Genomic DNA, 15,915 nt, shown 5'->3' on the forward strand with positions numbered 1-15,915 from the left:
TCATTCCTTTGTAGAGACGGCGATTTATCGCGTCTTCGTGATTATGGGATTTATTGCGTCTTTGCTCCCTTTTTCAAATCAGAGAATCAGGATCTACGCCAAGCGATCGCAGATCATAACAATACAACCACTCGCGGAGAATCCCTAGATAAGTTACCCGTTCCATGCCAATTCCTAAACCAATCTCTGGCAACCAAACGGGATTACCATCATGTAATTTATAAGTATTCTGACGTGATAATTACAACTTAATGTAGATATTCTACTTAAGAAGCAAAGCATTATACATCATAAAAATTTGTTGCAATTTCTCTAACTGATAGCTAGCGTAAAGTGGACAATTTGACAATCTTTAATACTCAAACTACTTGGCGTATAGTCATAATCTGTCCGCACGCAAGAAGAACGCAAGACACTTAATATATGGTTCAGAATCTCGAAAGAACACGCCAGAGTGCAAGGTTTCCAGAAACTGCACCGGCTGCTAATCCCGTATTTTTTAGAACCTACAGCCGCCGTACAAAGGCGGGACTAAGGGAAACATGGGATGAGGTATGCGATCGCACTCTACAAGGCTTAGTCGAGTTGGGAAAGCTAACTCAAGAAGAAGCTGCCACACTGGATAAGATGCAGCGCAACTTGAAAGCTATGCCCAGTGGGCGCTGGCTATGGGTTGGTGGTACAGACTGGATAACCAAGCCAAAGAACTTTTCCGGGGCATATAATTGCACCTCTACCAATCTCCAAGACTGGAGTGCCTTCGGCTTAATGATGGATCTGGCAATGATGGGCTGTGGTACTGGAGCCGTCCTAGAACCACAATTTATTAACCAGTTGCCCCCCATCCGTAATCAACTGAATGTCACTGTAAAAGGTGAAATTGGCAGCACTCCTGTCCAACAGCGACGTGAATATACTGAAACTCATATAGAAGGAAATAACGTCACTATTCACGTTGGAGATAGCCGTGAAGGTTGGGTTGAATCATATCAAGCCTTATTAGAACTCTCTACTGATGAACAATTTTCAGCAGAAGTTGAAGTATTAGTTGATATCAGCGATGTCCGCAAAGCTGGAGAAACTCTCAACGGCTTTGGAGGAGTTGCAAATCCGGTGAAATTGCCCGGACTTTATCAGCGTTGTGCATCTATTCTGAATAAAGCTTTAGGACGACAATTAAATTCAGTTGAATGCTGTCTGTTAATTGATCAAGCTGCTGTAACAATTGTTGCAGGCAATATCCGAAGAAGCGCGGGGATGCGTCAGTTTGATTCTGGCGATGACTTAGCAGCCACCGCTAAAGATAACTTATGGCAGCAAGATGAAAATGGCAACTGGCGAATCGATCCAGAGCGCGATGCACTCAGGATGGCAAACCATACCAGAGTTTTTCACCGCAAGCCGACCTTAGAAGAATGTATTGGTGCTGTCCGCAAACAATATTACAGCGGAGAGGGAGCGATTCAATGGGCTGGTGAAGCCGTAGCGCGATCGAATATTGATTTGCTACCAACACAAGCTCTGAAAGTTAGTTTTTTGCAAGCTTATGAACAAGGAACAGCAAAAGAGTGGTTAAAAGAACGTGATCCAAATCTTGATGCTAATGAGCTAGAACATCGTTTAGCTCGTTACGCTTTAAATCCGTGTGGTAAGTGATTTTGCCTCACGTTAAAAACCTCGCAAAAACGGGGAAAGCTGAGATGCTAATCCCGTGGTAATCAAAGGAATTAAAAAGTCTTTGACACCGTACAGCGTAGAGAGTGAAACTAGATAACATCAGAAATTTGTGTCTAGAATATAATCTCTCCAAGAGTGCGGGGGTGGATGTGAAAAACACTTTTATTATCTGAAGTCACATCTGCAAAAGGTACGCGGATCTACTGCAAATAATCAAGCAGTAGAACTAGGGGATAAAAAGCCTCTAGGGTAACAAATCTGGAAATCATCGGTAGTAATTTTCACTGCAATTTGTCAGAGGTTCACCTCAATCAAATCGATCCACGTAACTACAAAGAACAAGAGGAGGCTTTCACCGCTGGGGCGTTATCTGTAGCAGCACTTTTAAATCACAAATTCCTGGAACCACGCTATCAATACAGCCGTGAACTAGATCCGATTGTGGGAGTTTCTTTTACAGGTTTATTTGATTTCTTTGTCCATGCTTTTGGTGTTGATTGGCTGCGCTGGTGGGAAGCAGGAAGGCCTGCGACTCCACAAGGATTAGCTTTCAAGCGTGAGGAAGAGAAATACCTAAGTTCTTGGAGAGATATTGTACATCGTGTAGTTTGGGATTATTGCGATCGCCACAATCTCAAGCGTCCAAATCGCTGCACCACAGTCCAACCCAGTGGTACTAAGGCTTTATTAACTAATGCTAGTTCAGGATGGCATCCCCCGAAAGCCCAAAGATTCATTCGTCGGATTACTTTCGGTAAAAATGATCCAGTAGCCTTGGCTTGTATTGACTATGGTTACAACGTCATTCCTTCTCAATCAGACAAAGACGAAAAAGGCAATTTGCTCAATGATCCCTTTGATCCACGGGTGAGTGAATGGCTGGTGGAAATCCCTGTTTCTGTAACTTGGGCGGATTTACCTGGGGCTGATGAAATTGATGTTTCTAAGTTTTCAGTCTTAGCCCAGTTTGATTTTGTCCTTCAGGTTCAACGTTGGTACGTGACTCACAACACATCAGCGACTTTGGAACTCCGCTCTGATGAAATCGAACCCTTGGGACAGCGCATTTACGAAACTATCCAGAATGATGAGGGATATATTTCAGCGGCTCTTTTAGCCCGTTTTGACGATTTGCAATCATTCCCCCGTTTGCCCTTTGAACCAATAGACAAATCCACCTACGATCGCTTAACTCAAGAGGTGAAAGCGCGGCGTAAAACAGATGACTTCTGTGCAGTCCTAAGCCGCTATGATTTAGGCGAAATGTCAGAGGCCGGCCCTAGTGGTTGTGATTCTGATAAGTGTATGTTTCCCGATCAGCAACCAAGCTCATAAGGTGAAATGACTGGGGACTGGGGAAGAAGCAAGGGGGCAGGGAGCAGGGAGCAGGGGGAGACAAGAAGAATAACCGATGCCCAATGCCCCATGCCCAATCCCCAATGCCCAATGCCCAATCCCTTAACACGTTACGATCAATTAAGAAGTAATAATTTTTTACGGCAGTGCCAGGAGTCTTTTAATGTTCATTAATGAATTGTCACCTATATTCAGAGAATTTACTCAGCATCCAGTTTCATTTGTGGGTGGGTTCTTCTCTGGTGTGCTTCGCCTCAACCTTGCAGATGATCCTGTTAAAAGCTGGCTGGATAAACAGATTCGCTCAAATAGTTACACCAGCAACACAACGGACGCGCATAACGGCAAAGCCACCGGCCCTCAGCAGATTTCGATTGACTAAAAACTCCCAGAATACATAGTTGAATTTTCGACCAAACACGAAGTCAGTGCTGCCGACGGCAGCGCTGACTCCTACTTTCTATAGCCGTAGTCACACAGGTTAAGACAGTGTTGATTGCTCAAAGCTTTGAAAAAACTGGGTTTTTACTCAGCACTAGCTCAACACTTTGCTATACAATAATTTTATTGTTTGGAAGTCCTTTACTCCTTGATTGGCACTCTGAGCATGAGTGCGCCCACAAAGTTAGAGGTAGGGCCAGCAGGGTAATTTATGTGGCAAAGCGCACACTCTGCCCTAAAGTTGCTGAGGGGGACTGAGCGTCGATAGTACCATTTTCTATCCACGCGCTGGACGGACGTGTATGCCTGTCCCGCCAGTGCCAGCGCGTTTGCCTGACGCTCGAAGTTGTCGTAGGGGCGATCGCTTTGCCGAAGCGGGCCAACGGTGCCAACTAACCGCATATCCTTGTTCTGATCATTAAATATCAGCGAGATGGAATGCTTACCCTGCTCCACGTTATCCACCGTGGTTTCGTCGAACTCCTGCGTCAGCGCCGCGAACAACGTGTTGAGCATGAGATCGCTCGTCTCTTGGGCAAACTCAATCTTTGGAGTTGGGGGTGGATAGTCAAAACCACGAGCAATTGATGTGAAACCGAATCCAATGACGAAGATCAGCACAAAAATTCCATAGCTGATTAGCTTTTTCAGACCCATTCTCTTATTCCTTTGGTTTTATATGGTTCCTGACTCATACCAATCCTGTGTGAAGATACACATAATTAAGACCCCGATGTAGTCTTCCCTTGATCAGGGAAAACGGCGTAGCCGGGGATAAATATATACAACTTCACAAAGAAACGATATCAGCAACTCCGCATGACGGACTGAACCTTTACCGAAGAAAAGTAAAGAGCAGAAGGCAGAAGAGAAGAATTTATTTTCTATCTGCCAAAGAAGTATGTTCACGTAGCATTTTGTAGAATCTTATCATATTGATCAGGGAAAATACTAGTACAGGACTACGTAAATCTAAGTACCATCTCAATTAAGAAGACAAGTAGAGGTAATTCATGAATTTCCCCTACTTGAGCAACTTGTTAAAGGTAGGCAAACTTCCGTCGTGTGCTTGGTTGCCTGTCTATTCGATATCGCAACGAACCAAAGTACCTTCTTGAGCGATCGCAACAATAAACATCGTTCGTAGTGAGCGATTCATCGCTCAAAATAAGGATTATCAGGACTAAAGTTATTAATACAAACTTTAATTTATTTACACCTAGCTACTTAAGTGGGTGAATAATAAGGAAACAACTTGATAGAACTACGCGCGACCAGTTGTGATCAATAAATTAATATCACGACTAGTCGGTTTTTATCCTATAAAAAGATACTAATACCAGGTCTATAGGCATCAAAACATGAAATCCCTAACCTCTCGTATGCACGCCGTACAGTCACCGATTATTCCTGTGGTTGGGGAACTGATTAAAAATTCTCCTGGAACAATCTCTCTGGGACAAGGTGTAGTTTCTTACAACCCACCACCTGAAGCAATAGAGTTTTTGCCCAAATTTCTGGAGGAGCCAACTAATAATCTATACAAATCAGTTGAGGGAATTCCCCAATTACTGACAGCACTTGCAGAAAAATTGCAAGCCTTCAACGGCATTGAAATCAATGAGGAAAACTCCATCGTCGTGACAGCAGGGAGCAATATGGGATTTATGAATGCCATTCTTGCTATTACTAACCCAGGCGATGAAATTATTCTGAATACTCCTTATTATTTCAATCACGAAATGGCGATCGCAATGGCTGGTTGTCGTCCGGTGTTAGTGGCGACGGATGAAAATTACCAACTGCGTCCAGATGCGATCGCACAAGCAATTACTCCCAAAACACGGGCTGTGGTAACAATTTCACCGAATAATCCCACTGGAGTTGTGTATAATAAAGCAACATTGCACCAAGTAAATCAAATTTGTGGTACTCACAGCATTTACCACATCAGCGATGAAGCCTATGAATACTTTACCTATAACGGGGTAAAACACATTTCACCTGGTGCATTTGATAATAGTATCGAGTACACCATTTCTCTCTATAGCCTTTCCAAAGCATACGGTTTTGCCAGTTGGCGTATTGGCTACATGGTGATTCCCAAACACTTACTTGTAGCCATCAAAAAAGTCCAGGATACAATTTTGATTTGTCCACCAGTCATTTCTCAATATGCAGCTTTAGGAGCATTGCAGGCAAAAGAGGAGTATTTGCAGAGTAATATAGGAGCGCTTGCTCAAGTACGCCAACTAGTATTAGACTCCCTTAACCCGCTACAAGGCTTATGTAGTATTACCCCCGCCAATGGCGCTTTCTATTTTTTCCTCAAAGTTCATACCCAGATGGATGCTTTTGAATTAGTTAAAAGACTGATCCAGGAACATAAAGTAGCAGTCATTCCAGGTACAACCTTTGGCATGGATGATGGATGCTATCTACGCGTTGCTTATGGGGCGCTGCAAAAAGAGACGGCAAAAAAAGGTATAGAAAGATTAGTGCAAGGTTTGGAAACTATAGTTAGGAATTAGAAGTCATTCAATTTTGGATTTTATACCAATTTGAAAAAAGAATGCGACAAATAGACCATTTGTAGAGACGCGATGAATCGCGTCTTTACCCAAAGATGTGTTGCAATCATTAATTGAATGGTATTAGATTTTTTCTTCAAAAATCCAAGTTGCGCTGGAAGCGCACCAAAATCTAAAATTGGCAGAGTTAGAAGTTGATATTGTTGATATTAAATTGATGAGTGCGTTAGGCTGTGTTAGCGTACCTCGTCTGTAATCTAAAATATAAAATTCCACAGATGCCAATTATTAATAAGTTAATTGAAATTGAAACTGAGCCAAAAATAAATATTCATAATATTACTCCACAAATCCAAGATTTTATTGCCTCAACATCAATTAAAAATGGACAAGCTTTAGTATTTTCTCGACACACAACAACAGCATTAGCTATCAATGAAAATGAAGTCCGATTGTTAGAAGATATAAAAGTGTTCTTGCAAAAATTAGCACCTGAATCGGACAGCTATTTGCATAATGATTTGCATTTAAGAGATGTCCCGGAAGATGAACCGATTAATGCCCACTCTCATTTAATGGCAATGATGCTGACTACTAGTGAGATAATTCCCATTGTGGATGGTAAATTAGCTTTGGGAACCTGGCAATCTGTGTTGTTTTTTGAGTTGGATGGCCCGCGCAAAAGAACAGTATTTGTCCAAATTTCTGGTGAATAATGCAATTTCACCGCTAAAATCCTCCCAGAACAAACTAAATCTGAGAGAATTACGAACATGACCAACAATTGTATCAGTTGAATTTACTTACAACAATTAAAAACCCGAAAGAATGTTTTCAAGCATAACCTTCCTTTCCAGAAACCAGGACTTTCGTTGTGTCAAAAGCAGACGCAGTTATACCAATTTGGGATTTTAGATTTGGGATTTTAGATTAAACATCTTTACCAAAAGTCTGTTCCAGTAATGTCCAACATCCTATCTATCTCAATTTGGTATTAGTTATGAACAATAACGATAATTTTTTCTTGCGTAATACTTGGTACTATGCTTTGCCTAGCGATCAAATCAAGCCAGGTATGATGATCAGCCGCATTTTCTTGGGAGAACCAGTGCTGCTAGTCCGCAGCCAGGATGGGAAAGTCTCTGCTATGCGGGACATTTGCCCCCATCGTGGTGTGCCCTTGAGTTGTGGTAGATTCGATGGGCAGGAAGTGGAATGCTGTTATCACGGTTGGCGCTTTAACCCGGTTGGAAGTTGCACTGCAATTCCATCTCTTGTAGAAGAACAGCAGATTGATTTGAGTCGCTTCAATGTACAGTCTTATGAAATTCGCGAAGCCCAAGGAAATATTTGGATATATATGCCTGATCCAGATAACCCACAACCTCCTGCTTCTGAGATGGAAATTCCGGTAATTCCAGGGTTTGATGAGCGATCGCCCCAATTCGTAGAGATTGTGAAATTCCCCTGTTTTGTGGATCATGCAGTGGTAGGTCTGATGGATCCTGCTCATTCACCTTATGTTCATCGCGCTTGGTGGTGGCGAAATGAGCAACTACACGAGGAAGTGAAGCAATTTGATGCTTCGCCCTACGGCTTTACGATGCGACGACACCGATTACCAGAGAATGGGGGTCGATTATACTGGCTGATTGGCGGTGGTGTACCGGAAACGGAGATTTCTTTTCGTTTACCTGGCGTCAGAATAGAAGAAACCACCATTGGTAAGCATCGAGTCGTAAATTTAACAGCAGTTACACCCATTTCAGATACGGAAACTGAGGTAACTTTTGCTCTTTACTGGACACTTCCTTGGGTGGGATTTTTCAAACCACTGATGCATATACTAGCGCGGACTTTCCTTGACCAAGACCGAACGGTTGTGGAAAAACAGCAGATTGGTCTGAAATATAATCCTGTACTACGGTTGATTAAGGACTCAGATATGCAGGCGCAGTGGTACTACCAATTGAAGCGGGAGTATGCTCGGTCTGTCGCTGAAAAACGAGAATTTGTGAATCCTGTTAAGGGTCAGGTACTCCGCTGGCGTGCTTAAATTACTCCAAAGTGACATACTCCTACACTCAGTCCGAAGGACGAGTGTAGGCTTCCAAGAACTGGTTATCACCACCTTAACAATTTATCTCATCACTTCCGATCAAGCGGTAAGTGAGAGGCTTCTTGCTGTCTCAGCTAAATTCTGCAAATTCTCTTTGTCCGAATAGCATATTTCGGTCTACGGCTGACAAGATTTTATTATTGGTGCGTTGGCGCAGCCCGCCGTAGGCATCGCTATTTAAACAGCGACCAACTAACTGCGCCACATCTGCACGATTGATGCTACCAATAATCTGCGGATCTTCAGTCAAAACGCCATTACCCGTTGCTGGTTCTGACTTGAGTCCACCTGGGCGGATGATTGTATAGGTAAGTCCACTGGCAATTAAGTGTTGTTCAGCTTTGTCTTTCTCAACTAAAACTGTTCCCAGTGCTGCCAAAACTTGGGGTGACAGAGCAACAACACTATTGCCAGCGCCAATGGAAGATATGAGAATAAACTTTTGTACTCCAGCTTTAACTGCCGCATCTATAAGATTTCTATTACCAGGGTAATCTGCTCTTTCTCCGTCTGTCGGTAAACCGCCAATCGTACTGATAACGGTGTGAATAGGTTCATCTGTCAGGATTGCGCGTTCTACATCGTCAATATTCAAAGCATCTCCCACAACTGCTTGAATACCTGTTTTCTCTAGTTCAGCCGCAACTGCTGCTGTTCTCAAGAGTGCTTTGACCTTTAGCTGTTGCGCTGTCAGATATTGAGCAATTTCTCGACCAACACCGCGACTTGCTCCAGCCAGAAAAATATAAGATGCACTTGTCATAATGAATTTAACTACTTACGCTCCAAGGATTTTATCAGAGGATTGGTAGTACTTAATAATTCCTCAAGCAACTGAGATCCTTTGGGTTGGTGGCGAATATAATACCCATTCAATTAATGATTGCAACACATCATTGGGTAAAGACGCGATGAATCGCGTCTCTACAAATGGTCTATTTGTCGCATTCTTTTTTCAAATTGGTATAAGCTTAACCGACAAGTACTGCCATTTGCCTAAGAGCATCCTTACGCTACTTTCTAGGCGTTTATCTTTTATTTAGTAGACTGTGACGGAAGTTTACCTACTTTTAACAAGTTGCTCAAGTAGGGGCAATTCATGAATTGCCCCTACTTGTCTGTGCTGTACTAACCACAAGCTTTGAGCTAGTTCAATTTACTATATATTTGCTTGCTGGCGTTGATATAGTGACCAGTACAAACCCTTTTGTTGCAACAACTGTGCGTGAGTACCACGCTCGGCAATCACACCTTGCTCTAACACCAAAATCAAATCAGCACGTTTGAGGGGAGCAAAGCGGTGAGCAATCAGAAACACGGTACGATTAGCGGAAATTTTTTGCAGGTTTTGCAGTACTTGTTGTTCAGTTTCACTATCCAAAGCGCTGGTAGCTTCATCCAAAACCAAAATTGGCGCTTGGGAAAGAAATAACCTTGCTAGAGCAATACGTTGTCTCTGTCCACCAGATAAAGCTGTACCGCGTTCACCAACATTGGTTTCGTAACCGTATGGTAATTGACTGATGAAGTCGTGTGCTACTGCTAGTCTTGCCGCCTCTACTACTTGCTCTGCGGTAATGTCGGGACTACCGAGAGTGATATTTTCCAAAATGGAACCGTTGAATAAAAAGTCTTCTTGAAGAACTACACTAACTTGTTGCCGCAGTGAGGCTAAATCGGCACTTTTTATATCAAAACCATCAATAAGGATGCGCCCTGATTCAATTTGATAGAGGCGTTGCAATAGTTTAGACAGGGTACTTTTCCCAGAACCGCTACGTCCGACAATGCCGACAAATTGCCCTGGTTCGGCATTGAAAGAGATTCCCCGCAGAATGGCTTCAAAGTTTGGCCGATAGCGGAAAAATACTTGCTCAAAAGTGACTTGTCCTTTCAGGGGTGGTAAAACTAGACCAGTTCCCAGTTCTGCTTCTGGGGAGACGTTGAGAATATCACCAATTCGATCTACAGAAAGTAGCACTTGTTGAAGGTTTTGCCACAACTGTACTAAGCGCAAAAGTGGGCCTGTGACTCTACCAGACAGCATTTGGAATGCAACTAGCTGCCCGATTGTGAGCTTTTGTTCAATGACTAATTTGGCTCCAAACCAAAGAATCAGCATGGTGGACAAATTAGTGAGAAAGTCACCAATATTACTGCTGATATTGGAGGTGGTAGAGGCTTTAAAACCTGTGCGAATGAAGCGAGCAAATAAGCCTTCCCAGCGATCGCGGGCTACTGGTTCTGCTGCATGGGCTTTAACGGAGTGAATTCCGGTGATTGTCTCTACTAGAAACGATTGACTATCGGCAGAACGGTTGAAAGTTTCGTTTAGCCAGTTACGCAGAATTGGTGTTGCAACTATCGTTAATGTGGCAAATAGCGGCAGTACTGCTAAAGCTACAAAGGTGAGTGGGACGTTATAGTAAAACATCAATGCCAGGTATACCACAGCAAAGATGCTATCTAGAATTACAGTTAATGCTGTACCTGTGAGAAACTGACGAATTTGTTCGAGTTCTTGGACTCGTGCTACTGTATCTCCGACACGCCGCGACTCAAAATAAGCTAGTGGCAGACGCATCAGATGGCGAAATAGCTGTGCTGATAAACTCAAATCCAGACGACGAGCTGTATGGGTAAAGATGAATAAGCGGAGAATGCCAAGTATGGACTCAAATATGGCTACGCATAAAAGTGCGATCGCCATGACATCGAGAGTCGGCAAACTCCCTTGCACCATCACTTTATCAATGACAACTTGTGTAATTAGCGGTGTTGTTAACCCCAAAAGCTGCAAGGTAAAAGATGCCAACAATACTTCTGTTAGCAATCCCTTATACTTCCAAACTGCTGGGGTGAACCAACTCAGGTTAAATGTTTCTTGCTTAGAGATGAGTTCTACTTGCCACAATTGTCCATCCCAAGATGCCTCAACTATGGACTGCGGCAAAGTTTCACAAGTCCGTTCGGGATTTAAAGGATTAGCGATAATTAAGCGATCGCCTTTCACTCCATAAGCTACCACCCAGGATGGACTCTGGGGTGAGTCAGAATTCCACAGTAATAAAGCTGGAAATGACAGCTGTCGCAACTCACCCCAACTCACTTGTAAGCGCCGCAACACTAACCCTAATTTTTCTCCTGCTTCCACAACCTGTTTTGGGCGTTGTCCTCTGAGTTGACGCTGCACCCATTCCAGTTGCACAGAATTTTCTAACTGTTGCGCCACCATTGTTAAACAAGCAGCAGCGGTGTTCCAGCTAGCAACAAACGGATAATTTGAGACGATTAAATTAGCGGCTGGAAGTCCTCTTTGGGGTTGGAGGCTGTGGGGACTGGAAGTCCCTTCTAAGGCTGGCGCTAGTGAAGGAGTGGAAGAGAAGGAAAATGTCTCTCTCTCTCCCTCCATGTCCACTGGTAACACTTGCCAGAATTCCTGAATTTGGGGGTTAGAAAATTTCGTCCACAGCGCAGTATCCCAACACACTACTACCACTTCTTTACTGGCAGCTACAGCTTTAAAATCCGCAGACAGCTTTTGTAAATCACCAAACCAATCCCCCGCATCTAGGGCGGCTAAAGGTTTGCCGACGCCTTCTTCTCGCAAGCGGACTTTTCCAGCCACAATTAAGAATTGATAACCACCGACATCGTTTGACCAGATTTTTTCTCCAAGACGATATTGACGGGTTTGGCACTCATTTTCTAATTGGGACTGTTGTTCGGGAGTCAGCCAACATAGGGGTGGCTGATTCCAAGGCAAAGAAGCTAGCACTTTTAATCGTAAAGATTCATTATCCAGAATTTTTAACTCACTTGTAACTTGACTGTCAGTTTTTGAATTTTCTCTGCTAGCCATTTTTCAAATAACTCATTTTGTAGTGCTTGCTTTAGTTGAGTATCTTCTAAAGACGCTGGCAGAAATTGTTCTACTCGAAACAAACCATAAGGTCCTTCTCCTTGGGGAGAGTCTTTGCCAACGATTTCTATTGGTCCTACTAATTGTCCAGGACTCGCCACATCAATAGCTGCGCGTAATATATCTGGCATACTTCCTCGGCTGACTATTCCCATCATGCCGTTCACAATTCGGTCATCTGAAAGTGAATACTCTTTAGCTAGTTGCTCAAAACTACCTCCTTCTTCAATTTGCGTGTGTAGTTCGTCTGCCAATTCTCGATTATCAACAACAATCCTAGAAAGTACTACCCGATCCAAAAAAATCTTGCGCTCAATAAAATATTCTTGGAGTTTTGTTTCCGTCACTACAGCTTTCAGCTTTTCTAGCTTGTAACCAAAAGTAACCGATGTGTGAAAGGTAGCGTAATCTGTGTTGTTGGTCTGCAACCATTCTTGAAAACTTTGGGGATCAGTCAGTTGATTTTTGAGCCTAAAGTCAATAATTGACTGTTCAGTTATTGCAGTGCCAATTTCAATATCGTCTCGTGTTCGGATTTCTGACTCAATTACGTACTGACGGAGAATATCCCCAATGAACTGTCCCAATTTTCCAGAGGCTTGCAGATACTTTACTGCTTCCTCAATAGAAATTATTTGGTCATTAATTGTCAAAAATGATAAAGATTCCATGAACTAATTATGTGAAAATGGTTAAACACTTATAGGACTTTTAAATCATATAGAAATCATCTGGTTGTTGATTGATAAATATGATAAAGATTCCATGAACTAATTACATCTGGATGGTCAAAAAATTATATAGCTAGTAAATAATATAATTTCCCCCGATCACTTTTACAGTCTAGCGGGGACAAAACAGGATTGAAAATGTCAACAGTAGGACAGAGTATTCAGGAGTGCTGAGTGCTGTACATGGTTAGCAGGGCGTTGAGCCAGTGCTAAGTTGGGAATTTAACTTCTATGACTCGAAACTGGGAACTCAGAACTGTTTTCCCCAATGCCCCACCACCTAAACGAGTAATTGTTTATTCTTGCTGGTCTACTTAATGAAACTTATCCATGTCCAAGCAAGTAGCATAGCCGCGATCGCACCGATTAATGTATTAAAAATATTTACTACTTCATTAGTCAGCCAAGTATACTTAGATTGCAGTGTTGCCCCAATTACACTTTCTAAGTTGGTGGCAATAAATGCTGCCAGTACACACCAAGCGACTCCTAATAGATCAATTAAACCAACTCCCCAACCAATAAATGCGATCGCTACAGAAGCCACAATCCCAGCTAGAGTTCCTTCCAAGCTTATCGCTCCTTCTGTACCTCGTGGCACTGGTTGGAGTGTGGTAATCAAAAAAGTACTTTTACCATAAGCTTTACCAACTTCGCTGGCGGTGGTATCAGCCAGTTTGGTACTGAAACTCGCTACATAACCTAACAATAATAGGGACTGGGGATTAGAGATTAGGGACTGGGAAGTAGGTACGAGGAATCCTGAGTTTATCAACCCTACTCCCAAGGCACACAGCGCCCCAGTCAAAGCCGAACCCCAAACATTTTCTGGGCCTCTTGCCCCAGAACGCTTTTCGGCAATTCCTTCTGCCTCCTTCTGCGCCATACCGATGCGGGTAACGCCAGAACCAACCAAAAAATAGAACATTACTACTGCATATCCTTGCCAGCCTAGAGTTACCCAAATTAAGATAGCCAGGAACCAGGCATGGAATAATCCAGCAGGGGTAAGTAGCTTTTTCGGAGCAATCCAAGCTACACCCAATAAAATTGTGTTTAATACAACTGCTACCAACCAGGGATTAACAGAATCAATTAAGGATGACATCAGCAATTAATCATGAGTAATTTTGTCTGAATATCAACAGAATAACGAATTTGTGATGCTTCGTGCTTAATTTCTGAAACCTCTCTAGCTAAAGTAATATGTTTGTATTATTAACTAAATTGTGTAGGCATCGCGCTGAAAGCTGAGTTTAAAACTACAAACAATGTCTTAGATATACACTGCAATATTGAATCAAGAACGTGGATTCAACGAAATGCAAAACTTCTGTTTCGTTGCGTGGACTATTCGGGTGCGTTACCCACCTAAAGTATTTTCATCGGGTGCGTAAAATTCCCAACACACCTTATGAAAGTGGTAAGTTATTAAATAGACTGTTCCTAAGCATCTGCCTATGCAAACCTCAATTATTATAGCTGCACAAGACAAAGCAGTTACCTAAAAAATTAAGTGTAAATTATCTAAATTATGTAGGTAAAGTGCGAAGTCAGTAGCCGCAGAGTGCAGCAGTTGAAAGTTATAAGGATAAAGAATATAAGTTAATGTCAATTAAAACTGTGTTCAAGTTGACCACAATCAAGATTTAACAGCATAAATTGTAGATAGTATCAACTACAAATCTTTTCCACACAAGCTATGAGCCAAACTTTATTCCATCTAGCTTTCCCTGTAACTAGTATTGCTCAAACAAAAGCATATTATGTAGATGGCTTGGGCTGCATTCCTGGTCGTGAAAACCACCATGCCCTGATTCTCAATCTATACGGTCATCAATTAGTTGCTCATGTCACCAAAGAACCTTTGACACCGCAACAAACTATCTATCCCAGACACTTTGGGCTAATTTTTACCCAAGAACGTGACTGGCAAGACTTACTAGAAAGAGCAGAACAACAACAGCTACTTTTTCGTGAAGAAACTAAAAATCGCTTTGTTGGTTCTCCTCTTGAGCATCGAACTTTCTTTTTAGAAGATCCTTTTTATAATCTCATGGAGTTCAAGTATTATCGTCACCCAGAGGCGATTTTTGGGAGTTACGAACATACACAGATTGGGGATAGGACTTAAGAAATTCGTAATTTGTAATTCGTAATTCGTAATTCTTAATTTAAAGATGAATAAATCCAGCGTGGCGATTATTCTAGCTACTGACTGGATTTTTTCTTCAGCAAGGGCAACTTAATATCTTCTGTTAAAGCTGCTTGCACTACTGCTAAACTTCTCGTGTCTGTCAGCATCCAAGGGTGTAGAGCAACTGGTACTATGACTGCACTTCCTACGGACATTTGTGAACTATTTGCTGGGACAATCATCAAATCATAAGGTGTCCAGATAGATGTAAAATCTAGCTGCCCCAATATTACAGCATCAGAATTTAAATCCTTGAGAAAAATGCTGTCGGGACGCATTTGTAGGCAACCAGGACGCCTGGAACCATAAGCAACGACAGTTCCATAATGGGGTGAAGAGATGGTGATAAACCGCTGCACGCGGTTAATTCCTCCTAGTCGCTGTACATAGTAACGGCTGACAATTCCTCCCATACTGAAGCCTACTAAATCTAGGCGTTGTTCTGATGCAAAGGTAGCTGTAACATAATCGGCTACCTGCTTTGCCAATTCATCAAGACCCACATCACCATTATTAGGAAGCAGATTTAGGCTATATACAGACCAACCCCGTTGTATGAGGTATGCCCTCATTTTATGGAAAACTGCCTCTGTATCGTCAATCCCGTGTATTAACAAAACGGGATTGCGCTGCTGATTTTCAGTGTTCATTTACAAAATCTGGCTGAATTAAGGGGTGTATTTCACTTTCGTAGATACATACTGCTCTACAAACTGAAGCTATGGTTTTTCGGATTCTTTAAAAGATATTTTTGCAAAACTGAAATGCATTCAAAAATAATTTGTATAAAATTTAACTAATTAAGCTCACCATGTGCCAATAGGCTATGACAGTCCTCCCACTGGTTGAGAGTAAACTGCTCGTTTAAATTCAAGAAGTATTTACTAAACAAATAAATGTTAATTTTTGTAAAGCTTGCTTTCAGAATCTTGCTCTTAGTT

The 15,915-nt window shown here is 42.3% G+C and carries 12 protein-coding genes and 2 pseudogenes; 8 read left to right on the forward strand and 6 right to left on the reverse strand.

The window, feature by feature from the left end; translation table 11 throughout:
• The 4 genes and pseudogenes from ABF638_RS23830 to ABF638_RS23845 form a co-directional block, all read left to right on the forward strand.
• Nucleotides 1–252, forward strand: a 252-nt coding sequence (locus ABF638_RS23830; RefSeq protein WP_435025421.1) for a hypothetical protein, incomplete at its 5' end; no start/stop codon positions are given.
• Nucleotides 253–423: 171 nt separating this feature from the next.
• A pseudogene (gene nrdJ / locus ABF638_RS23835) lies at nt 424–1,653 on the forward strand (ribonucleoside-triphosphate reductase, adenosylcobalamin-dependent); the annotation flags it as partial.
• Between the two features lie 285 nt (nt 1,654–1,938).
• A pseudogene (nrdJ, locus tag ABF638_RS23840) lies at nt 1,939–3,012 on the forward strand (ribonucleoside-triphosphate reductase, adenosylcobalamin-dependent); the annotation flags it as partial.
• Between the two features lie 184 nt (nt 3,013–3,196).
• Nucleotides 3,197–3,415, forward strand: coding sequence for a hypothetical protein (locus tag ABF638_RS23845; RefSeq protein WP_069072094.1), 219 nt, complete (start codon nt 3,197–3,199; stop codon nt 3,413–3,415).
• Nucleotides 3,416–3,615: 200 nt separating this feature from the next.
• Here the strand turns inward: ABF638_RS23845 and ABF638_RS23850 are convergent, their stop codons facing one another.
• Nucleotides 3,616–4,131 carry a hypothetical protein gene (locus ABF638_RS23850; RefSeq protein WP_435025422.1) on the reverse strand — a complete coding sequence of 172 codons (516 nt, stop codon included), beginning with the start codon at nt 4,129–4,131 and terminating at the stop codon, nt 3,616–3,618.
• 704 nt (nt 4,132–4,835) lie between these two features.
• Between ABF638_RS23850 and ABF638_RS23855 the strand changes: the two genes are divergently transcribed.
• From ABF638_RS23855 to ABF638_RS23865, 3 genes are all read left to right on the forward strand, one after another.
• Nucleotides 4,836–6,005, forward strand: coding sequence for a pyridoxal phosphate-dependent aminotransferase (locus tag ABF638_RS23855; protein ID WP_435025423.1), 1,170 nt, complete (start codon nt 4,836–4,838; stop codon nt 6,003–6,005).
• Nucleotides 6,006–6,283: 278 nt separating this feature from the next.
• Nucleotides 6,284–6,721, forward strand: a complete 438-nt coding sequence (locus ABF638_RS23860; RefSeq protein ID WP_420761381.1) for a secondary thiamine-phosphate synthase enzyme YjbQ — start codon at nt 6,284–6,286, stop codon at nt 6,719–6,721.
• A 284-nt stretch (nt 6,722–7,005) separates the two neighbouring features.
• Nucleotides 7,006–8,061: a Rieske 2Fe-2S domain-containing protein gene (locus ABF638_RS23865; protein ID WP_435025424.1), complete on the forward strand. Its 1,056-nt coding sequence runs from the start codon at nt 7,006–7,008 to the stop codon at nt 8,059–8,061.
• Nucleotides 8,062–8,194: 133 nt separating this feature from the next.
• On the opposite strand, the gene ABF638_RS23870 is transcribed toward ABF638_RS23865, so the two are convergent.
• The 4 genes from ABF638_RS23870 to ABF638_RS23885 form a co-directional block, all read right to left on the reverse strand.
• A complete protein-coding gene (locus ABF638_RS23870; RefSeq protein ID WP_435025425.1) occupies nt 8,195–8,887 on the reverse strand; it encodes an SDR family oxidoreductase in 693 nt (230 codons plus the stop codon).
• A gap of 396 nt (nt 8,888–9,283) precedes the next feature.
• Nucleotides 9,284–11,986: a type I secretion system permease/ATPase gene (locus tag ABF638_RS23875; RefSeq protein ID WP_435025426.1), complete on the reverse strand. Its 2,703-nt coding sequence runs from the start codon at nt 11,984–11,986 to the stop codon at nt 9,284–9,286.
• Nucleotides 11,935–12,717 carry a peptidylprolyl isomerase gene (locus tag ABF638_RS23880; protein ID WP_069072102.1) on the reverse strand — a complete coding sequence of 261 codons (783 nt, stop codon included), beginning with the start codon at nt 12,715–12,717 and terminating at the stop codon, nt 11,935–11,937. The genes ABF638_RS23875 and ABF638_RS23880 overlap by 52 nt, the downstream gene beginning before the upstream one ends.
• A gap of 370 nt (nt 12,718–13,087) precedes the next feature.
• A complete protein-coding gene (locus ABF638_RS23885) occupies nt 13,088–13,885 on the reverse strand; it encodes a TIGR00297 family protein (protein WP_435025427.1) in 798 nt (265 codons plus the stop codon).
• Nucleotides 13,886–14,479: 594 nt separating this feature from the next.
• On the opposite strand from ABF638_RS23885, the gene ABF638_RS23890 reads away from it, so the two are divergent.
• Nucleotides 14,480–14,911, forward strand: a complete 432-nt coding sequence (locus ABF638_RS23890; protein ID WP_435025428.1) for a VOC family protein — start codon at nt 14,480–14,482, stop codon at nt 14,909–14,911.
• Nucleotides 14,912–14,988: 77 nt separating this feature from the next.
• Here the strand turns inward: ABF638_RS23890 and ABF638_RS23895 are convergent, their stop codons facing one another.
• Nucleotides 14,989–15,624 carry an esterase/lipase family protein gene (locus ABF638_RS23895; RefSeq protein WP_435025429.1) on the reverse strand — a complete coding sequence of 212 codons (636 nt, stop codon included), beginning with the start codon at nt 15,622–15,624 and terminating at the stop codon, nt 14,989–14,991.
• Nucleotides 15,625–15,915: the final 291 nt, after the last annotated feature.

Origin of the sequence: Nostoc sp. CALU 1950 (assembly GCF_051172895.1) — a bacterium.
Lineage (GTDB): Bacteria > Cyanobacteriota > Cyanobacteriia > Cyanobacteriales > Nostocaceae > Nostoc > Nostoc edaphicum_A.

What these genes read in the sequence shown, in the direction of transcription:
- ABF638_RS23845 (WP_069072094.1), top strand. Translation starts at nt 3,197, where the DNA reads ATGTTCATTAATGAATTGTCACCTATATTCAGAGAATTTACTCAGCAT.
- ABF638_RS23865 (WP_435025424.1), top strand. Translation starts at nt 7,006, where the DNA reads ATGAACAATAACGATAATTTTTTCTTGCGTAATACTTGGTACTATGCT.
- ABF638_RS23890 (WP_435025428.1), top strand. Translation starts at nt 14,480, where the DNA reads ATGAGCCAAACTTTATTCCATCTAGCTTTCCCTGTAACTAGTATTGCT.
- ABF638_RS23850 (WP_435025422.1), bottom strand. Translation starts at nt 4,131, where the DNA reads ATGGGTCTGAAAAAGCTAATCAGCTATGGAATTTTTGTGCTGATCTTC.
- ABF638_RS23870 (WP_435025425.1), bottom strand. Translation starts at nt 8,887, where the DNA reads ATGACAAGTGCATCTTATATTTTTCTGGCTGGAGCAAGTCGCGGTGTT.
- ABF638_RS23895 (WP_435025429.1), bottom strand. Translation starts at nt 15,624, where the DNA reads ATGAACACTGAAAATCAGCAGCGCAATCCCGTTTTGTTAATACACGGG.
- ABF638_RS23880 (WP_069072102.1), bottom strand. Translation starts at nt 12,717, where the DNA reads ATGGAATCTTTATCATTTTTGACAATTAATGACCAAATAATTTCTATT.
- ABF638_RS23860 (WP_420761381.1), top strand. Translation starts at nt 6,284, where the DNA reads ATGCCAATTATTAATAAGTTAATTGAAATTGAAACTGAGCCAAAAATA.
- ABF638_RS23885 (WP_435025427.1), bottom strand. Translation starts at nt 13,885, where the DNA reads ATGTCATCCTTAATTGATTCTGTTAATCCCTGGTTGGTAGCAGTTGTA.
- ABF638_RS23855 (WP_435025423.1), top strand. Translation starts at nt 4,836, where the DNA reads ATGAAATCCCTAACCTCTCGTATGCACGCCGTACAGTCACCGATTATT.
- ABF638_RS23875 (WP_435025426.1), bottom strand. Translation starts at nt 11,986, where the DNA reads ATGGCTAGCAGAGAAAATTCAAAAACTGACAGTCAAGTTACAAGTGAG.